Source organism: Phenylobacterium ferrooxidans, assembly GCF_042714595.1.
Taxonomy (GTDB): domain Bacteria; phylum Pseudomonadota; class Alphaproteobacteria; order Caulobacterales; family Caulobacteraceae; genus Phenylobacterium; species Phenylobacterium ferrooxidans.
Genome location: NZ_JAOTJD010000061.1, coordinates 1 through 17,123, shown reverse-complemented (window position 1 = coordinate 17,123; position 17,123 = coordinate 1). Strand labels below are relative to the sequence as shown.

At 67.6% G+C, this 17,123-nt stretch carries 22 protein-coding genes; 9 read left to right on the top strand and 13 right to left on the bottom strand.

What is annotated here, in order from left to right; all coding sequences use genetic code 11:
* Nucleotides 1-78: 78 nt before the first annotated feature.
* The gene (locus OCL97_RS21420; protein WP_377371738.1) at nt 79-924 is read right to left on the bottom strand and encodes a thymidylate synthase; all 846 of its coding nucleotides are present in this window, start codon (nt 922-924) and stop codon (nt 79-81) included.
* Between the two features lie 102 nt (nt 925-1,026).
* Here OCL97_RS21420 and OCL97_RS21415 point away from each other — a divergent pair, with 102 nt between their 5' ends.
* Nucleotides 1,027-1,308 carry a hypothetical protein gene (locus OCL97_RS21415; protein ID WP_377371737.1) on the top strand — a complete coding sequence of 94 codons (282 nt, stop codon included), beginning with the start codon at nt 1,027-1,029 and terminating at the stop codon, nt 1,306-1,308.
* 90 nt (nt 1,309-1,398) lie between these two features.
* Nucleotides 1,399-1,677 carry a hypothetical protein gene (locus tag OCL97_RS21410; protein WP_304778616.1) on the top strand — a complete coding sequence of 93 codons (279 nt, stop codon included), beginning with the start codon at nt 1,399-1,401 and terminating at the stop codon, nt 1,675-1,677.
* A gap of 4 nt (nt 1,678-1,681) precedes the next feature.
* Here the strand turns inward: OCL97_RS21410 and OCL97_RS21405 are convergent, their stop codons facing one another.
* A complete protein-coding gene (locus OCL97_RS21405) occupies nt 1,682-2,224 on the bottom strand; it encodes a DUF924 family protein (RefSeq protein WP_377371736.1) in 543 nt (180 codons plus the stop codon).
* Between the two features lie 241 nt (nt 2,225-2,465).
* Between OCL97_RS21405 and OCL97_RS21400 the strand changes: the two genes are divergently transcribed.
* Nucleotides 2,466-3,302, top strand: a complete 837-nt coding sequence (locus OCL97_RS21400; protein WP_377371734.1) for an RcnB family protein — start codon at nt 2,466-2,468, stop codon at nt 3,300-3,302.
* 36 nt (nt 3,303-3,338) lie between these two features.
* Here the strand turns inward: OCL97_RS21400 and OCL97_RS21395 are convergent, their stop codons facing one another.
* Nucleotides 3,339-3,470, bottom strand: coding sequence for a hypothetical protein (locus OCL97_RS21395; protein ID WP_304778609.1), 132 nt, complete (start codon nt 3,468-3,470; stop codon nt 3,339-3,341).
* Here OCL97_RS21395 and ilvC point away from each other — a divergent pair.
* The gene (ilvC, locus tag OCL97_RS21390) at nt 3,469-4,488 is read left to right on the top strand and encodes a ketol-acid reductoisomerase (protein ID WP_340647433.1); all 1,020 of its coding nucleotides are present in this window, start codon (nt 3,469-3,471) and stop codon (nt 4,486-4,488) included. The genes OCL97_RS21395 and ilvC overlap by 2 nt on opposite strands.
* Before the next feature lie 154 nt (nt 4,489-4,642).
* On the opposite strand, the gene OCL97_RS21385 is transcribed toward ilvC, so the two are convergent.
* Nucleotides 4,643-5,392 carry a retropepsin-like aspartic protease family protein gene (locus tag OCL97_RS21385; RefSeq protein WP_377371733.1) on the bottom strand — a complete coding sequence of 250 codons (750 nt, stop codon included), beginning with the start codon at nt 5,390-5,392 and terminating at the stop codon, nt 4,643-4,645.
* Nucleotides 5,393-5,692: 300 nt separating this feature from the next.
* Between OCL97_RS21385 and OCL97_RS21380 the strand changes: the two genes are divergently transcribed.
* Complete coding sequence (locus tag OCL97_RS21380; protein WP_304778601.1) at nt 5,693-5,983, top strand: TFIIB-type zinc ribbon-containing protein; 291 nt, start codon at nt 5,693-5,695, stop codon at nt 5,981-5,983.
* On the opposite strand, the gene OCL97_RS21375 is transcribed toward OCL97_RS21380, so the two are convergent.
* Nucleotides 5,980-6,720, bottom strand: a complete 741-nt coding sequence (locus OCL97_RS21375; protein WP_377371732.1) for a tRNA1(Val) (adenine(37)-N6)-methyltransferase — start codon at nt 6,718-6,720, stop codon at nt 5,980-5,982. The genes OCL97_RS21380 and OCL97_RS21375 overlap by 4 nt on opposite strands.
* Nucleotides 6,721-6,898: 178 nt before the next feature.
* On the opposite strand from OCL97_RS21375, the gene OCL97_RS21370 reads away from it, so the two are divergent.
* Together OCL97_RS21370 and OCL97_RS21365 are read left to right on the top strand one after the other, a co-directional pair.
* On the top strand, nt 6,899-7,870 hold the full coding sequence (locus OCL97_RS21370; RefSeq protein ID WP_304778675.1) for a polyprenyl synthetase family protein: 972 nt from the start codon (nt 6,899-6,901) through the stop codon (nt 7,868-7,870).
* 99 nt (nt 7,871-7,969) lie between these two features.
* A complete protein-coding gene (locus OCL97_RS21365; RefSeq protein WP_377371731.1) occupies nt 7,970-8,902 on the top strand; it encodes an iron-containing redox enzyme family protein in 933 nt (310 codons plus the stop codon).
* 2 nt (nt 8,903-8,904) lie between these two features.
* Here OCL97_RS21365 and OCL97_RS21360 read toward each other — a convergent pair whose 3' ends face one another.
* Genes OCL97_RS21360 through fumC form a run of 3 tightly spaced genes read right to left on the bottom strand, consistent with a single transcriptional unit; the run spans nt 8,905 to nt 10,877 of the window.
* Nucleotides 8,905-9,216, bottom strand: coding sequence for a CcdB family protein (locus OCL97_RS21360; protein ID WP_305703299.1), 312 nt, complete (start codon nt 9,214-9,216; stop codon nt 8,905-8,907).
* Entirely contained in the window at nt 9,217-9,450 is a 234-nt protein-coding gene (locus OCL97_RS21355; RefSeq protein ID WP_305703300.1) for a type II toxin-antitoxin system CcdA family antitoxin, read from the bottom strand.
* A 35-nt stretch (nt 9,451-9,485) separates the two neighbouring features.
* On the bottom strand, nt 9,486-10,877 hold the full coding sequence (gene fumC / locus OCL97_RS21350) for a class II fumarate hydratase (protein WP_377371730.1): 1,392 nt from the start codon (nt 10,875-10,877) through the stop codon (nt 9,486-9,488).
* A gap of 96 nt (nt 10,878-10,973) precedes the next feature.
* On the opposite strand from fumC, the gene OCL97_RS21345 reads away from it, so the two are divergent.
* On the top strand, nt 10,974-11,354 hold the full coding sequence (locus OCL97_RS21345) for a RusA family crossover junction endodeoxyribonuclease (protein ID WP_304778587.1): 381 nt from the start codon (nt 10,974-10,976) through the stop codon (nt 11,352-11,354).
* Nucleotides 11,355-11,387: 33 nt separating this feature from the next.
* Here OCL97_RS21345 and OCL97_RS21340 read toward each other — a convergent pair whose 3' ends face one another.
* Complete coding sequence (locus OCL97_RS21340; protein ID WP_377371729.1) at nt 11,388-11,786, bottom strand: DUF5367 family protein; 399 nt, start codon at nt 11,784-11,786, stop codon at nt 11,388-11,390.
* Between the two features lie 165 nt (nt 11,787-11,951).
* Here OCL97_RS21340 and OCL97_RS21335 point away from each other — a divergent pair, with 165 nt between their 5' ends.
* Nucleotides 11,952-13,247 (top strand): hemolysin family protein, encoded by a 1,296-nt coding sequence (locus tag OCL97_RS21335; RefSeq protein WP_377371728.1) that lies wholly within the window; start codon nt 11,952-11,954, stop codon nt 13,245-13,247.
* Nucleotides 13,248-13,371: 124 nt separating this feature from the next.
* On the opposite strand, the gene sciP is transcribed toward OCL97_RS21335, so the two are convergent.
* The 4 genes from sciP to OCL97_RS21315 all read right to left on the bottom strand — a co-directional run.
* The gene (gene sciP / locus OCL97_RS21330; protein ID WP_215341474.1) at nt 13,372-13,662 is read right to left on the bottom strand and encodes a CtrA inhibitor SciP; all 291 of its coding nucleotides are present in this window, start codon (nt 13,660-13,662) and stop codon (nt 13,372-13,374) included.
* Nucleotides 13,663-13,829: 167 nt separating this feature from the next.
* On the bottom strand, nt 13,830-15,221 hold the full coding sequence (locus OCL97_RS21325; protein ID WP_377371727.1) for a flagellar hook protein FlgE: 1,392 nt from the start codon (nt 15,219-15,221) through the stop codon (nt 13,830-13,832).
* A gap of 57 nt (nt 15,222-15,278) precedes the next feature.
* Nucleotides 15,279-15,992 carry a flagellar hook assembly protein FlgD gene (locus OCL97_RS21320; protein WP_377371726.1) on the bottom strand — a complete coding sequence of 238 codons (714 nt, stop codon included), beginning with the start codon at nt 15,990-15,992 and terminating at the stop codon, nt 15,279-15,281.
* A gap of 10 nt (nt 15,993-16,002) precedes the next feature.
* The coding region (locus OCL97_RS21315) for a flagellar hook-length control protein FliK (protein ID WP_377371725.1) at nt 16,003-17,123 on the bottom strand (1,121 nt) is incomplete at its 5' end.

Genomic DNA, 17,123 nt, shown 5'->3' with positions numbered 1-17,123 from the left:
ACCCCAGCCGAGGCCTTCTCCAGGGTGTTGCACTTCGAACGAGAATCCACATCCCGGCCTTCGCCGGGATGAGCGGGTTTATACGGAGATCGGCGCGCTGATCTTCTCGTGGGCCTTGTAGCCGCGCAGCTTGAAGTCCTCGTAGTCGTAGGAGAACAGGTCGGCCTTGTCGGCGATCTCGAGGCGCGGGAGGGGCAGGGGATCGCGGGTCAGTTGCTCGCGGGCCTGGTCGAGGTGGTTCAGATAGAGGTGGGCGTCGCCGAGCGTATGGACGAACTCGCCGGGCTCCAGGCCCGTCACCTTGGCCATCATCATGGTCAGCAGGGCGTAGCTGGCGATGTTGTAGGGCACGCCCAGGAAGACGTCGGCGGAGCGCTGGTAGAGCTGGCACGACAGCTTGCCGTCGGCGACGAAGAACTGGAAGAGGCAGTGGCAAGGGGGCAGGGCCATGTCCTCGATCTCGGCCGGGTTCCAGGCCGAGACGATGTGGCGGCGGCTGTCGGGATTGGTCTTCAGGCTGTGGATCACCGCGGCGATCTGGTCGATCACCCGGCCGTCCGGCGCGGTCCAGGAGCGCCACTGCTTGCCGTAGACGGGGCCGAGCTCGCCGTTCGCATCGGCCCACTCATCCCAGATGGAGACGCCGCGCTCCTGGAGCCAACGAACGTTTGTATCGCCCCTCAGGAACCACAGCAGCTCCACGAAGATCGACTTCCTGTGCAGCTGCTTGGTGGTGAGCAGGGGGAAGCCCTGGGACAGGTCAAACCGCATCTGGCGGCCGAAGACGCCGAGCGTGCCAGTGCCGGTGCGGTCGCCGCGCTCCACGCCGTTCTCCAGGATGTCGGCCAGCAGGTCGAGATACTGTCGCTCGGGATGCTCCGGCGCGGCGCGGTCACGGACAAGATGGCGGACAGGCGCGTTCATGATTTCCGGATCAAAAATCGAATCGGTTGCTGCGGTGATGAGCTTGTGTCTGGCCTATACCGGTAGCAAGCTCGGCTCACGCGACACTTTGGACTTATGCCCATGATCCTCGCCCTGCTCATGTCCGCCGCGCTCAGCGGCGCCGACCAGCCCGCCGCCAGCGCCGAGGCGGCCACGCCCCAGGCCATCCCCGTCGCCGCCCCCCTGAACAAGGGCGAGCAGCGGATCAAGATGGTCTGCCGCCAGGAGGCTCCCACCGGCACCCGCCTGGCCAAGCGCACCTGCCTGTCCCTGGAGGACTGGAAGCGGCGCTCGGAGGAAGACCAGGAGGCCATGCGGCAGATGGCCATGAAGTCGGCCTTCTCCGACGTCCGCGGCCGCTGACGTCCCGGAGGTTCGCCTCCCGGCAGGTCCGCGATTGCCTCACCCCCGCAGGATGTGGAACCTTGGGTAGAGTTCCAGACTGGGGGTTTCATGATTCTTGTCCTGTTGATGGCTGCGGCGCTGGGCGCTGCGGATGACAAAGAGCCCGCGTCCGCGCCACAGGCGCCCGCTGTGGTGGAGCGGGTCCCGGTCGCCGCGCCGCTGAAGAAGGGCGAGAAGCGGATCAAGATGATCTGCCGGACGGAGACCACCACCGGCACCCGCTTCACCAAGCGGGTCTGCTACGACAAGGCCGAGCTGGAGGCGCGCCAGGAGCGGGAGCGTGAGCAGTTCATCGAGAGCCAGAACTCGCAGCAGATAAACCACTAGCGCTTCAGCCCGCGAACCCGCCCTCGTCCAGGAAGGCCTGCTCCTCCGGAGTCGTCGTGCGTCCAAGGGAGACGTTCCGGTGCGGGAAGCGTCCGAAGCGCTGGATGATGTCGCGGTGCATCTCGGCGTATCTCAGCGTCTCGGGGTCGCCCAGCGCCGCGCAGAGCCGCACGGCCTCGTCCTGGTCGGCCAGGTCCTCGGAATGCTCGAAGGGCAGGTAGACGAAGGGCCGCAGCAGGGGCTCGATCTCAAGGTCCTGGCCGGTCGCCACCGCGTGACGGGCGATCAGGCGGGCCTTGCCGTCCGTGGCGAAGGCGTGGCCGGTGCCCCGCCACAGGTTGCGCGGGAACTGGTCCAGCAGGATCAGCAGGGCCAGGGAGCCCTCGGCGGTGGCCATCCAGGCGTCGTGGCGGCCCAGGGCGGCCATGTAGTGCACCGGCTCGAACTTCAGCTGGATGGCGGCGTCGAAGTTGGGGTTCTTGGCGAACCACCTCTTGGGGCCGGCGGTCCGCCAGAAGCCGGTGATGTCGTGCGGTGTGGCGGGCATCGCGCTCTCCCTGGGTCGGCCCCTAGAGCCTTTAGGGTCAGATGAAAAATCTGACCCGTTCAAAAGGCTCTAATTTCTAAAGTGTAGAGCGCGTCGGGCGGATTAACCGGCCTCCACTTAACCCTGACGCGCTCTATGTCAGGTCACCGGGGATTCCGTTCAAGCGCGGTTCACACAGGCCCGGCCATTAACCTTGGCTAAAGGGACAGCCATCGGCCGTGTCCGGCCAGGGAACAGTGACATGAAGACGGTTATGAAGGGCGCCCTGGCGCTGGTGCTGCTGGCCTCCACGGCCCCCGTGGCCCTGGCCCAGGACAATGGCGAAGAGCGCCGGCGCGAGAGCCGCGGCGACGGCGGCTACAATCCGGCGATGCGGGCCAGTTCGCGCAACGTGCCGCCCTCCCTGCAGGAACGCCAACCGGCGCCCCAGGCGCAGGCGCCGCAACCCCAGGCTCAGCCGCAGCCGCAGGCCCAGGCGCAGCCCCAGGGTCAGCCGCAGGGCCGCCAGGGTGGCCGCCGTGGCGATCCCAACTGGCAGTCGCGCCAGCAGGGGCAGCAGGGCCAGCAAGCTCAGCAGCCGTCCCAGAACGGGCAGCGCTGGAACCATGGCCAGGGGCCGCGACAGGGGCAAACCTGGCAGAGCCAACGTCACGACGATCGCAACGACCGGGATGGGCGCGGCGACCGGGACGGCCGCAACGACCGCGATCCGCGCTGGAACAACAACGGCGCCAACAGCAGTGGCTGGAACAACAACGGCCGCGACTGGCGTCCCGACCGCCACCAGCAGCGCCCCCGCTTCGACCGCCGCCACTACGGCCAGAACTTCCGTAGCCATCAGCGCTATCGCGGCTATGCCTATCGCCCGCCGTCAGGGTTCTACATCCGCAGCTGGAGCTATGGCGACCAACTGCCGCGCAGCTGGTGGAGCAGCCAGTACCGGCTGAACGACTGGTGGTCCTACGGCCTGCCGATCCCGCCGATTGGCTATGAATATGTCCGGGTTGGCGGCGACGTGCTTCTGGTGGACATGTTCTCCGGCCGCGTGGTCCAGGTGATCCACGACGTCTTCTGGTGATCTGATCCCTCCCTCCCCGAGAGGGGAGGGAGGGCGTCACGGGACGAAATGTCCTGTAAGCGCCCGTTCGGCTTGACCTTCGCGCAAAATTCCGCTGCAAAGCCCCGCCTTTGCTGCGGCGCCGTTGCGCGACGTCGTGGCGACCTTCGTCTTCAGGAGAATGACCATGCGCGTCTACTACGACCGCGACGCCGACCTCGCCCGCATCCTGGACAAGAAGATCGCCATCGTAGGCTATGGCAGCCAGGGTCGCGCCCATGCGCTGAACCTGTCGGAATCCGGCGTGAAGAACGTCGTGGTGGCGCTTCGCCCCGGCTCGGCCACCGCCAAGAAGGTGGAAGCCGACGGCCTGAAGGTGATGAGCGTGGCCGAGGCCTCGGCCTGGGCCGACGCCATCATGGTGCTGGCGCCCGACGAACTGCAGCGCGGCATCTATAACGAAGAGATCGCCCCCAACATCAAGGACGGCGCGGCCCTGCTGTTCGCCCACGGCCTGAACGTGCACTTCAACCTGATCGAGCCGAAAGACTCGATCGACGTGCTGATGATCGCCCCCAAGGGCCCGGGCCACACCGTGCGCGGCGAGTACCAGAAGGGCGGCGGCGTGCCCTGCCTGATCGCCATCCACCAGAACGCGACGGGCAACGCCCACGACTTTGGCCTGGCCTACGCCTCGGCCATCGGCGGCGGCCGTTCGGGCGTCATCGAGACCACCTTCCGCGAGGAATGCGAAACCGACCTGTTCGGCGAGCAGGCCGTGCTGTGCGGTGGCCTGGTGGAGCTGATCCGCGCCGGCTTCGAAACCCTGGTCGAGGCGGGCTACGCGCCGGAGATGGCCTATTTCGAGTGCCTGCACGAGGTGAAGCTGATCGTGGACCTGATCTACGAAGGCGGCATCGCCAACATGAACTACTCGATCTCCAACACCGCCGAGTACGGCGAGTACGTGACCGGCCCGCGCATCGTGACGCCGGACACCAAGGCCGAGATGAAGCGCGTGCTGGAGGACATCCAGTCGGGCCGCTTCGTGCGTGACTTCATGCAGGAGAACGCGGTCGGCGCGCCGAGCTTCAAGGCTACCCGCCGCCGGGGCTCCGAACACCAGATCGAGGAAGTCGGCGCCCGCCTGCGCGCCATGATGCCCTGGATCACCAAGAACAAGCTGGTGGACACCGCGCGCAACTAGGGCGGCGTCACCGAGTATCGAAGACGAGAGGGGTCGGACGCATGTCCGGCCCCTTTTGCTATGTGCGGTAGTCGCTGATCTGCACCTCGGCGCCGTCGTCGGCACAGCGGCGGCGGAACTCGCCCCAGGGGTACGCCTGCGTCCATGGCGTCGGCTACTCGTGGGCCTTCATAAGGAGCCTGTCGCCCTTGACCTGGAAGGACTCCAGGCGGCGCAGGAAGGTCATTCCCAGTAGCGAGCTGCTCATCGGGGCCTGGTTGATCATGATCGGCATGTCGCGGAAGGTGATGGCCCCCACCGACAGGCTGTCGGCCTGGAAGGCTGCGCCGTAGCCCACGCCGTTGGCGGTCTCTGACGCCCGGTCGAACTTCAGGGCGGCGAGATCGATCCCCACGCGGGCGGCGTCGGCGGGGCTCAGCACCGTCTCGCTGGCCCCGGTGTCCACCAGGAAGCGGACCCGCTGGCCGTTGACCTCGCCCATGACCAGGAAATGACCGCCGTCGCCGGCGCTGACCACCAGTTCGCGCGGCCCGGTAGCGACAGGATAGGAGGGTGACAGGGTCATGCGCACCCTCTGGGCCACCCCGGCGAGCTCGGTGCGGTAGCTGACCGCCAGGATCAGCACCGCGACAATGCCGGCCCAGATCGCGGCATGGCGCGCCTTCTCGGCCCAGCGGATACGGCCGACGTCCAGCATGGCGGTGGAGAACAGGGCCATCATGAAGACGCCCCAGCCCACCCAGGCCCAGTCCTCCGGCGAGCTGATCACCCCGGGAAACGCCTGCAGAAGCATCCAGACGCCAAGCATCACCGCGGCCAGGCCGGCGAGCCAGATCAGCAGCCGCACCGGCGTCACGTTGCGCCGAGCCGGCTCGTTCTCGTCAGGCTGCCAAGGTCCGGTCACGCGCGCTCCCTCTGCGAGTTCCGCCCGCGGAGGTTAGACGGCGCGCGCCGTCGCCCGCCAGGGGCCGATCAAAAAAAGACCGCGCCGACCCTTCCCAAACGCGCGCGGGCTACCTAGCTCATGGATCGCAGGCCGGGCCCCTCTGGCGATCCATAGCTCTCCTCCCCGAGCGGATCGCGATGTCGGACTGCATCGGGTGCGCTCGATGCTGGGTCCTAGAAGGTTTGGCCCCCCAGTCCTCGGTCCCGGTCGTCGGGCGCACCCATCCCTTGAACCGGATGTCATGGAGCGCCCCATCCGATGCCCCTCCTGCTTTGCCCCAACTGCAACACCTCGATGTCGGCCGTCAGCCGGCAAGCCGTGGAGTTCGACATGTGCCCGTCCTGCCGGGGCGTGTGGCTGGACCGTGGGGAGCTTGAGAAGCTGATCGCGGCCGGGCGCGGGGAAGCGCCGGCCCAGGAGAGCGCCGCGCCGCGCATGTGGCGCGAACCCGAGCGTCCTCGGCGCGATTACGATGACGACGACGATGACCACCGTCACCCCGGCTACCGGCGCAAGAAGCGCTTCGATCTGTTCGATATCTTCGACTAGAGCCACTCGAGCCTTGCGGTCCCCCTCAGGATCGCCTCGGCCTCGGCCGTGTGCTTGGCGCCTTCGCGTGGGTGCAGGACCAGGGGCGGCAAAAGCTGCAGCGGCGCCTTGCCCGTCTTGAGGGCTCGGACCAGCACGCGCTTGGCCGGCGCATCGGCGTGGGCGTGGATGGGCCGGACCTGGAAGGAGCCGGCCTTGGGCGCCAGCAGGGACAGGATGTCGGCCAGGCGATCGGCGCGGTGGATCAGGGTGATCGCCCCGCCTTCGCGCACCGCCTTCAGCAGGAAGCTCGTCCAGGCCTGAAGGCCGCCATCGGCCATCCAGGCGCCCTGCTTGGCGGGCGCCGGCGCGCGCAGGGCTTTGGGATCGTCGAAGTACGGCGGGTTGGCCATAACGACGTCGAAGGGGGCCAGGCCCAAGCTCTTGAAGGGCAGGGCGACGTCGCCCTCCAGAATCTCCACCCGCGCAGCCATATCGTTCAGCGCCACGTTCTCCCGGGCCAGGGCGGCCGTAGCCGGATCGCGCTCCAGCCCGACGAACAGGGCCCCCGGCCGGCGGGCCGCCGCGGCCAGCAGGGCCCCGCCGACCCCGCAGCCTGTCTCCAGCACGCGGGCGCCGTCCGGCGCGTCACAGGCGGCCGCCAGCAGGGCGGCGTCCATGCCCGCGCGGTAGCCTTCCGGCGCCTGACGCAGGCGCACGCGACCGTCCAGAAGCCGGTCCTCGGGTGTTGCGTCCATGTCGGCTTGCTGACTCGTAATCGCCATATCGGAACGGTGGGGCGTTGTGCTCTCCTTGACCGTGCCTTATCGCGTCACCATTGTCCCCGCAAACGGCGGTCCCCCCGTATCGTCGTCGCCTAGACCAGGAGTCCTCGTGGCCGCAGTCAGCGCCCCGGTCACCCGAAAGCCCGCCTCCATCGACGGCCTTATGGAACTCGCGCAGCCCGACATGGCTGGCGTCGACGCCCTGATCCGCGATCGGATGCAGAGCCCGGTGGCGGTGATCCCGGCCCTGGCCGAACACCTGATCGGCGGCTCGGCCAAGCGTCTGCGGCCCCTGCTGACCATCGCCGCGGCGCGCCTGTCGGGCGCCCAGGACGATTCCTGCCTCAAGCTGGCGGCGGCGGTGGAGTTTATCCACACCGCCACCCTGCTGCACGACGACGTGGTGGATTCCTCCGAACTGCGCCGGGGCAAGGTCGCCGCCCACCTGATCTGGGGCGCGCCGGCCAGTGTCCTGGTGGGGGACTTCCTGTTCGCACGCGCCTTCGAACTGATGGTCGAGGCCGGCTCCATGCAGGCCCTGGAGATCCTGGCGCGCGCCAGCCGGGTGATCGCCGAGGGCGAGGTGCTGCAGCTGACCCGCGCCCACGACCTGAACCTGCACCAGGACATGTACCTGGAGATCATCAAGGCCAAGACCGCCGAGCTGTTCGCCGCCGCGGCCGAGGCCGGCGCGGTCTCCGCCGGCGCCAGCCCTGAACAGTGCCTGGCCCTGCGCAAGTATGGCCAGGACCTGGGGGTCGCCTTCCAGCTGGTGGACGACAGCCTGGACTACAGCGGCGTCAGCAAGGACCTGGGCAAGAATCCCGGCGACGACTTCCGCGAAGGCAAGGCGACCCTGCCCCTGCTGCTGGCCATCGCCCGCACCGGCGCGGCCGAGAAGGCGTTCTGGGACCGGGCGGTGGCGCGGCTGGAACAGGCCGACGGCGATTTCGAGCGGGCCCGCGACCTCATCACCGGGGTCGGCGCCCTGGACGCCACCCTCGACCTGGCCGCCGACTACGCCGGCAAGGCCAAGGGCGAACTCGCGGAGTTCCCGGCCGGCAACAGCTGGCGGCCCGCGCTGGAAGACCTCGCCGACTTCGCGGTCAGCCGCCTGCGCTGACGATTTCGCCTAACGATGGTATGTTGCTTTGTCGGGCTGTCGGCATAGGAACCTGCCCGCCTTTCGGACGCTCCTACTGGCCAAGAGGGAGAGTGTTTCGTGTTTGGTGGTGAACGTCTGTCGCGCCTCGGCGCCTTTAACCCGCAGTTTCCGGACGCCGAGACCCTGCACAAGGGCCTGGCCCATTGGAACCATCGGCGGATGGCGGTGGGGACGCCGTCTGACGACTGGCGCGCCGAAGTGGCCGAAGAGGCCCGGATGAAGCATTTCGAGGGCTCGTTCATCGAGGCCTTCCGCGAACATGTCGCGCCGATGGTGGCGGCGGTCCCGACAGACCCCGACGGCTTCATCGCCTGGTTCGAAGAGCTCAAGGCCTCGGGCCCCGGCCAGTGGGACCCGCTGTTCGCGTGGCTGGAAAACGAGGCCACCCTTCACGACATGCGCTGGTTCCTCACCCAGGAGGCCGCCGGTGAGGCGGGCTTCGACGACCTGGTGGCCTTGACCCAGGTGAAGCTGCCGGCCCGGCCCAAGCTGGAGCTGGCCCGCAACTATTGGGACGAGATGGGCCGCGGTAGCGAGGCCGGCATGCACAGCCCGATGCTGGAGCGCACCACCAAGGGCCTGGATCTGCATCCGACCATCGACTCGACCCTGTGGCAGTCGCTGTGCCTGGCCAATGTGATGACGGCGTTCGCGACGACCCGACGATATACCTACCAGTCGATCGGCGCTCTGGGCGTCGTGGAGCTGACGGCCCCGACCCGCGTGGGCGCGGTGGACGCCGGCCTGAAGCGGCTGGGGGTGAGCCCCGAGGGCCGCAAGTACTTCGCCCTGCACGCCCAGCTGGACGTCGAGCACTCCAAGGCCTGGAACGCCGAGGCCCTGATCCCGCTGGTGACCGAGACGCCGGAGTGCGCCCGCCACATCGCCGAGGGGGCGGTCATGCGCCTGATCTGCGGCGAACAGTGCTTCGAAACCTACCGCGCCCACCTCTGGGCCCACGCCCACCCGCTGGTCTACGCGGCGGAGTAGGGTCAGAAGCCCGTGAACAGGCGGTCCAGGGCGCGGCGGAATTCGTACTCGTAGTCGCCTAGATCCCCGATCGCCCTGGTCAGCAGGCGCGTGTCGAGCGGAGCCATTTCGCCCACAAGAACGATGTGGTCGCTGTCTCGAAAGCGGACCGTCACGCTGATTTCAGTGAACGCAGACCGACCGTCCTGCGGGAGCATCGGCGCGACGATCGTGGCATGCGAAGCGGCCAACAGATGAGACCGCAGGACGACCACATAGGGAAAGCTGGCGCGAGAGCGCGCGGCCGGATTGGGGTGAACCTCGAACTGGCGCACCTACCAGGTCCGCAGATCCTCGCCGAACACACCGTGAGCGTCGATGCGTTCGCGCTGAGCCTTTAGCGCTTCCGCATTTTCCTCCGCCCAACGTCGAGCCTTGTCTTCGTCGCTTTCAGCTCGGGTCGCCTGCCGGATACCATTCTCCAGCGTCCGCGCCATGTCGAGACCGGCGGCCTGACCCTTCGCAAGCAGGTCGGCGTCGATCTCGATCTTGAGTTCGATCTTTCCCATAGGTGGAGCCTAACGCCGATTGCCTTAAGGGCCAATCACCCCGGGTGGATCATGTTCTCCGGCCGCACCACTTCGTTGAACTCGGCGTCGGTGACATAGCCGCCGCCAACGGCTTCCTCGCGCAGGGTGGTGCCGTTCTTGTGGGCGGTCTTGGCGATCTTGGCCGCCGCGTCATAGCCGATCTTCGGGGCCAGGGCGGTGACCAGCATCAGCGAGCGGTCGAGGGCGGCCTTGATGTTGTCCTCGCGCGCCTCGATCCCCACCACGCAGTTGTCGGTGAAGCTGATGGAGGCGTCGGCCAGCAGGCGGCAGGACTGCAGGAAGTTGTAGGCCATGACGGGATTGAAGACGTTCAGCTCGAAGTGCCCCGAGGCCCCGGCGAAGGTCATGGAGGCGTTGTTGCCGAACACCTGGGTGCAGACCATGGTCAGGGCCTCGCACTGGGTGGGATTGACCTTGCCCGGCATGATCGACGAGCCCGGCTCGTTCTCAGGCAGGGAGAGCTCGCCCAGGCCGGACCGCGGGCCCGAGCCCAGGAAGCGGATGTCGTTGGCGATCTTGAACAGGCTGCCGGCCACGGTGTTCAGCGCGCCGTGGCTGAAGACCATGGCGTCGTGGGCGGCCAGGGCCTCGAACTTGTTGGGGGCGGTGATGAAGGGCAGGCGGGTGATGGCCGCGATCTTGGCGGCCACCAGCTCGGCGAAGCCCACCGGGGCGTTCAGGCCCGTGCCGACGGCGGTGCCGCCCTGGGCCAGTTCATAGAGGCCCGCCAGGGTGTCCTTGATGCGACGCACGCCGTTGGCGATCTGCTGGGTGTAGCCGGAGAATTCCTGGCCGAGCGTCAGGGGGGTGGCGTCCTGGGTGTGGGTGCGGCCGATCTTGATGATGTGGTCGAAGGCCTTGGTCTTGACCTTCAGCGCGGCGTGCAGGTGCTCGAGGGCCGGCATCACCTCCTTGGCCACCTGCTCGGCGCAGGCGATGTGCATGGCGGTGGGATAGGTGTCGTTGGACGACTGGCTCATATTGACGTGGTCGTTGGGATGGACCGGGGCCTTGGAGCCCATCACCCCGCCCAGCATCTCGATGGCGCGGTTCGAGATCACCTCGTTGGCGTTCATGTTGGACTGGGTGCCCGAGCCGGTCTGCCAGACCGAGAGCGGGAAGTGGTCGTCCAGCTTGCCGTCGATCACCTCCTGGGCGGCGGCCACGATAGCGGCGCCGATCACCGGATCCAGGCGGCCCAGCTCCATATTGGCCTCGGCGGCGGCGCGCTTGACGATGCCCAGGGCGCGGACGACCGGTTTGGGCTGCTTCTCCCAGCCGATCTTGAAGTTCTGGATGCTGCGCTGGGCCTGGGCGCCCCAATAGACGTCGGAGGCGACCTCGATCGGGCCGAAGGTGTCGGTTTCGGTGCGGGTCGCGGTCATGGTCTGGCCTCCTGTCAGGTCGATGCGCCGGTTTAACCGGGCCGGTCAGGAGCGCAAGGGTTCTGGCGCCGCGCAAAGCTGTCTAAGAGGAGCGGCATGGACGACGGCTGGACCCATCACGCCAAGGTGCGCGCCCGCGAAAGCGAGGGGGTGATGGAGGTCATGGTCGACGGCCTGTCGACCCAGGCCAAGGTCTACAAGCCGCTGATCCACGAGTTCTTCCGCAAGGCCTGGCGCGGATCGCGCCCGGCGTGGGGCGAGTTCTCGGTGGAGATCGTCATGGAATATGTGGGCGACCCGCCCTGGATGGACCTCGACAACCTGGCCAAGGCGATCCTGGACGCCATCAAGGGCTACGCCTTCCACGACGACGCCCAGGTGGCCCGCCTGCTGGTGGAGCGCCGCGCGGGCGAGCGGGAACGGATCGCCGTGACGATCCGCAAGCTGTCGGATCTCAGCCCCTGGCCCAGAGGGTGACAGCCGGACGCCGGTCTCGGCGCCCGTCACCCTCTAGTTCTTGGCAGGCCCCCGCTTTGTTCTGGGCTCCAGGGCCTGGGCCATCATCAGGGCGTAGCTGACCAGGACCAGGGCGACGTAGCGGCCATGGCTCTCAGGCGGCAGCTGCGGCAGGAAGGTCGAGAAGTTGAGGCCAAGCAGCATCGCGCCCACCAGGCCCGGGGCGGCGAAGATCAGGGCCGCGAGCCGGCGATGCCGGCGGGGCGTGGCCAGGAACCGCACGGTGATGTGGAAGAACAGCCCCAGCGCCATGGCCACCAGGGCGGCGTTGACGACGTAGAACCAGAAGGCGTGCTCGATGACGCCCCGGGCGAAGACCACATAGAACAGCGTCGCCGCGCCCCAGACCAGGGCGCCCGCCAGCCCGAACCACATTCCGTCCTGTTTCGACACGGCAAACCCCTCCAACGGCTTCGTTGAAGCGGAGCTGTGCGCAAGTCATGCCAGGGCCAGGCGCAGGCGGAGGTCCCATGCTCAGGCTGAATCGTTCAACTGCCTCCGCAAAGCGCGGTATGCTTTCAAGGGGCTGCAGGACAGCCTCGTTTGAGCCTCCAAGCAATGCTTCTCCTCGCCTCCGCCGTGGTCCTCCTGTTGGTGGTCTTGAACGGCGTCTTCGCCATGTCCGAACTGGCGGTCGTCTCCTCGCGAAAACAGAAGCTGCAGAGCCGAGCGGAGCGCGGGGACAAAGGCGCCGCCGCAGCCCTGCTGCTGGCCGAGGATCCGACCCGTTTCCTCTCCTCAGTACAGGTCGGCATCACCCTCATCGGCATCCTGGCCGGCGCATTTGGCCAAGCCACCATCGCCGCGGAGTTTGACAAGATTCTCGAAAACGTCCCGGAGTTCGCCGACTATTCGGAGGCGATCTCCACCGGTGTGGTGGTGGTCGTGCTCACCTACCTGTCGCTGATCGTCGGCGAGTTGGTGCCCAAGCGTCTGGCGCTGCTGATGCCGGAAACCATCGCGGCGGTCGTGGCGCGGCCGCTGACCCTGATGGCCGCCGGCATGGGCCCGTTCGTGACTTTTCTCACCGGCTCGACGGCCGCCGTCCTGATGATCTTGCGGATCAAGGACGTGCAGGGCGACGTCATCACTCAGGAGGAGGTGGAGACGGTCCTGGCCGAAGGCGCGGGCGCCGGGATCATCGAGCCGGAGGAGCGGGCGATGATGCACGAGGTGATGCGCCTCGGAGACCGGCCGGTTCGCGTCGCCATGACCCCGCGCCGGGAGGTCTACTGGGTGTCCCTCGACGATCCCGACGAGGTGCTTCGCAATGATATCCGTACCTGTCCCTACTCGCGGTTCGTCGTCTCGCGGAGCGGCGGCATCGATGATCCCCTGGGGATCGCGCACAAGGCGCAGGTCGCCGACGCGCTGCTGGCGGGCGACCCCCTCGATCTCGAGAGCATGGTGCGCGCGCCGCTGTACATCCCGGAAACCACGACGGTCCTGAAGACCCTGGAGCTCTTCAAGTCCTCGCCGACCCACATGGCGTTCATCGTCGACGAGTTCGGCAGCCTGGAGGGCGTCGTCACCCCCACCGACCTGCTGGAGATGATCGCGGGGGACTTCAACGAGAGCCATGACGAGCCGGAGGCTCGCATCCTGCGGCGCGATGACGGCAGCTTCCTGGTGGATGGTCGGTCCGACCTGTTCGAACTCGGGGACATCATCGGCGAGGATCTGAGCGAGGGCCAAGGCTACCACACGGTGGCGGGCCTGGTGCTCAACCGGCTCGGGCGCTTGCCCGCGGAGGGCGAGGTTCTCCGGCTCGGCGGATACGAGATCGAGGTCGTCGACATGGACGGCCGCCGGATCGACAAGCTGATCTTCCGGGAAGCGCAGCGGCGTTCCTAGAGCGCCCTGAAAGGATGCGGCGTTTCCGGCGGAGCCTGCGCCGCGCGGACCCCCAGAACGGGTGTGGCCGCCCCGGTTGCCCGGGGCGGCCACATCGCGAACATCAATCTGGGGGGAGTTGAGTTCAGCGATACTGTTGCAGACGCGTGGTCCGCAGGCCCGCCAGACCATGACGGTCGATAGATTTCTGCCAGGCGAGGAATTCCTCGTTGGTCAGGGAGTAGCGCTCGCACGCCTCGTCGAGTGTCAGCAGCCCGCCGCGCACCGCGGCGACGACCTCAGCCTTGCGCCGGATCACCCAGCGCCCGGTGTCCACCGGCGGCAGATCGGCGATCGTCAGGGGAACCCCCGTCGGACCGATCACATAAGGCTCGCCGCGGCTGTTCGTCCGGGTCTGCTGTTGTTGTTGCAACATGGCTTTACGCCTTTCCCACCATCACAATTCGGAGGGAACATACGACGCAGGCCATAACAGCCGGTGAATCGCAATAGTAAAAAAAGGCCTAATCATTCGCTCCCCCATGTACTAAAACGGTACAGTCTAAGATGTCATCGCCAGTTAAAGCTGATTAACGCCAAGACTTATCGCTTAATGTTGATGAGTTCTTCTAGCATCTGGTCGGCGGTGGTGATGATCTTCGAGGAGGCGGAGTAAGCTTTCTGGGTCGAGATCAGTCCTGTGAACTCCGCCGACAAGTCGACAGTGGAGGCTTCCAGGGTAGAGGCCGCGATCTGACCGGCGCCGGCCACCGTCGGCTCCTTCAGAACGAACTCACCGCTCTGGATCGTCGGGCGGTAGGCGTTGCCGCTGACCGGGGTCAGGCCATCGGGGTTGGGGAAGGTGGCGAGCGCGATCTTGGCGACCTGGCGGATCTCGGAGTTGTCGAAGATGGCCGAGACCACGCCGTTCTCGTCGACCTCGACGCCCACCACGTTGCCGACGCTGGCGCCGTCGGAGTTGACCTGGGTCACCGAGGAGGTTTCGGGCCGCGAGGCCAGGCGGTCGAAGTCGAAGTCGATGGTCTGGCCGGTGATGCCGAGCGCCGTGGCCCAGGCCGGTGCGGCGCCGCCGTCGGAGTCGCCCAGGACGATCTGCGGATCGGCGTCCAGGGCGCCGAACAGGGTGGAGTTGGCCTTGTCGAACTGACCGGTGGCGGTGAAGCGCACGGTGCCCGAGGTGATCAGGCCCGAGGTGGTGCCGTCGCCGATCTCAGAACCCGGGATCGTGTAGATCTCGGCGCGGAACTCGTTGGTGACCGCCGGGTCGTGGATCAACGACATGGCGATCTTGTGCGAGCCGCCCGTGGAGTCGATCACGTTCATCTCGATGGTGAAGTCGGGCTTGTAGATGGTGTTCTGGCCATCGGCGTAGCCGGCCATGCTGGTGGCCTGGACGTTGGGGTCATAGGCCGTTAGGTCGACCTGGGCCGTGGGCAGGCGCTTGTCGACATTGGCGTTGATGGCGACATTGGCGGTGGAACGCACCGCGGCGCCCAGGTTCTTGACGTTGATCGGCTCCAGCTTGGTGAGGTCCGACGGGTTGATGTCCATGGTGCCGTCGTCCTCGACGGGCCAGCCCTGCAGATAGAGCTTGGCGTCGTTGACCATGAAGCCGTCGGCGTCGACGCTGAACGAGCCCGAGCGGGTGAAGGCGCGATTGTCGGCGGCGGTCAGGCCATTGGCCTTCTGGGTGACGACGAAGAAGCCGTCGCCGGAGATGCCGAGGTCGGTGGGCGACGAGGCGCTGGTGATCAGACCCTGCTGGCCCACGAACTGGCGGGTCACCGCCTGCACGCCGCCCGCCGAATAGCGGCCCTTCACGGCCTGGGCGGTCACGACGTTGGCGAAGTTCACCTGGTTGCGCTTGTAGGCGGTGGTGTTGACGTTGGCGATGTTGTCGGAGATGGCGGCCAGGGCCGACGAGTTCGACACCAGGCCCGAGACGCCGGCGAGCATTGCGCTGTTGATGCTCATGGTTGTTGCCTTCTTTCGTTCTGCGGGGGTCGCAAAGGGTTAGGGAGTCGAAGCGCCTCAGGCGGCCGCTTCGTCCGGGGTAGGCTTGTTGTCGTTGTTGTTGGCGGTGTTGGTGGGCGCGGCCTCGTTGATCGAGGTCACGGTCTCCCAGGGAATCTTCGCGCCGTTGATGGTGATCAGGGTCTTGCCGTCGACCTGCTCGACGCCGGTGACGACGCCTTGGATGCTGACCTTGGAGATGACGCCGGTCCCGGCGCTGTCCTTGGCCGTGACCCTCAAGCTGTAGGGTCCACCGTCGTCCAGCTGCTTGCCGCTGGCGTCCTTGCCGTTCCACTTGAAGGTGTGGTCACCGGCCTTCATGTCGGCCGGGGCCTCGCTGTAGACCGTGCGTCCCTTGGAATCGAGGACCTCGAGCTTCAGGTCGTCGGCGGCCCGGTTGAGGTTGAAGTTCCAGGTCGCCTTGCCGTCCTTGATGGCGTTTTCAGCCGTGCCGGCTTTGACGTCCCGGCCGATCAGGGCCACGGCGGTGGAGATCCCGCTACCGGTGTTGGCCACCAGCTTTTCCATCAGCTGGTTGCCGTAGAGCTGCTGCTCCACCCCGGTCATCTGGACGAGCTGCTGGGTGAACTGGTTGGAGTCTAGGGGCGAGAGCGGGTCCTGGTTCTTCAACTGCGTGGTCAGCAGGTTGAGAAAGGTGTCGAAGCTCTCGGCGAGCCGCTTGGTGCCCGACTGGGTGGCGGTCTGACCGACACTTGAAACTGCATCTACCATCTGACGCTTCCTAAATTCGCACGTCGACGCCAGACATCAGGGTCCGACGTTGGAGGTTGAGGCCGCCCGACAGCGCGACGTCGGCGGACGGGTCGGCGCTGTCGAGCGCCGCCTGGAAGGCCTTGCCGCGCCAGGCGCCGCCGTTGTTGTGGGCGTCCTGGCCGAACTGGCCCTGACCGGCCTGGCCGTGGCCGCGGTCGGCGGCGACGTCGAAGCGAAGGCCGCCGCTGACGTCGAAGCCGGCCTGTTCAAGGGCCTTCTGAAGTTCATTTGCCCGGGTGCGCAGTTCGGCCGCGGCCTGGGGGTTCTCGAAGGACATGGAGGCGGTGAGCCGGCCCTGGGCGCCGATCTCGATGCGCACGTCCACCCGACCCATGCCCTCGGGGTTGAGGGCGACGTCGAACTGGGTGGAGCGGCCTTCCAGCTTCTTGACGATCTGGGCGGCCAGGTGGGCGACGGTCTGCGGACCGGCGCGCGCCTCGACGGGCGCCGAGGTGGAGGCGGTCGCGGCGGCCTCGCCGACATTGGGGGCGACGGGCTGACCGGTGTCGGTGTCGGCCTTGGCCTCCACGATCGGCGCGGCGTTCTCGCGCTTGCCCTGGGAGCCGGAGTCGAAGGTCTCGGCGGTCTGCGTCGGGGCGACCACCAGACCCAGGGGGTCGGCGTCGGCCACGGCGACGGTGGGCGCGGTGGCGGGCTCGGCGCGGGCGCCGGTCTCATTGCGGGCGGCCCGGACGGCGGTCTTGGCCTTGGGCGCGGCGGCAGGGGGGGCGGGGGCGGCGTCAGCCTCGGCGGTCTCCACTGCGTCCGCGGCGACCACGGCCTCTACGGCGGCCGGAGCGTCGCCGGTGTCAGCGACAGGCGCGGGCGGCGGGGCGGGGTTGGTGGCGGCGACGGCTGCGGCGGCGATGGCCGCGGGCGGCGTGGTCACGGGACGGGGCGCGGCGGCTTCAGGCGGCGGCGGGGCGGCAGCCGTCGGCTGACGCGCGGCGGCGGCCTTGCCCTCGTCGAGGATGGAAGGCGCGTCGCCGCCGGCCAGGTTGGCGGGTTCGGCGTCGGCTTGCGCCTCGGAGGCCTCTGCCGTGGCCGCATCGGCGGCGGCCCGGGCCACGACGCCCGCGGGGCTCGCGG

Bases quoted from the DNA above. Each gene is read 5' to 3' on its own strand.
- OCL97_RS21420 (WP_377371738.1), bottom strand. From the start codon at position 924: ATGAACGCGCCTGTCCGCCATCTTGTCCGTGACCGCGCCGCGCCGGAG.
- OCL97_RS21415 (WP_377371737.1), top strand. From the start codon at position 1,027: ATGATCCTCGCCCTGCTCATGTCCGCCGCGCTCAGCGGCGCCGACCAG.
- sciP (WP_215341474.1), bottom strand. From the start codon at position 13,662: ATGTTGCAACAACAACAGCAGACCCGGACGAACAGCCGCGGCGAGCCT.
- OCL97_RS21375 (WP_377371732.1), bottom strand. From the start codon at position 6,720: ATGGACGCAACACCCGAGGACCGGCTTCTGGACGGTCGCGTGCGCCTG.
- OCL97_RS21405 (WP_377371736.1), bottom strand. From the start codon at position 2,224: ATGCCCGCCACACCGCACGACATCACCGGCTTCTGGCGGACCGCCGGC.
- OCL97_RS21355 (WP_305703300.1), bottom strand. From the start codon at position 9,450: ATGGGAAAGATCGAACTCAAGATCGAGATCGACGCCGACCTGCTTGCG.
- fumC (WP_377371730.1), bottom strand. From the start codon at position 10,877: ATGACCGCGACCCGCACCGAAACCGACACCTTCGGCCCGATCGAGGTC.
- OCL97_RS21400 (WP_377371734.1), top strand. From the start codon at position 2,466: ATGAAGACGGTTATGAAGGGCGCCCTGGCGCTGGTGCTGCTGGCCTCC.
- OCL97_RS21325 (WP_377371727.1), bottom strand. From the start codon at position 15,221: ATGAGCATCAACAGCGCAATGCTCGCCGGCGTCTCGGGCCTGGTGTCG.
- OCL97_RS21335 (WP_377371728.1), top strand. From the start codon at position 11,952: ATGCTTCTCCTCGCCTCCGCCGTGGTCCTCCTGTTGGTGGTCTTGAAC.
- OCL97_RS21320 (WP_377371726.1), bottom strand. From the start codon at position 15,992: ATGGTAGATGCAGTTTCAAGTGTCGGTCAGACCGCCACCCAGTCGGGC.
- OCL97_RS21410 (WP_304778616.1), top strand. From the start codon at position 1,399: ATGATTCTTGTCCTGTTGATGGCTGCGGCGCTGGGCGCTGCGGATGAC.
- OCL97_RS21380 (WP_304778601.1), top strand. From the start codon at position 5,693: ATGCCCCTCCTGCTTTGCCCCAACTGCAACACCTCGATGTCGGCCGTC.
- OCL97_RS21345 (WP_304778587.1), top strand. From the start codon at position 10,974: ATGGACGACGGCTGGACCCATCACGCCAAGGTGCGCGCCCGCGAAAGC.
- OCL97_RS21395 (WP_304778609.1), bottom strand. From the start codon at position 3,470: ATGGTCATTCTCCTGAAGACGAAGGTCGCCACGACGTCGCGCAACGGC.
- ilvC (WP_340647433.1), top strand. From the start codon at position 3,469: ATGCGCGTCTACTACGACCGCGACGCCGACCTCGCCCGCATCCTGGAC.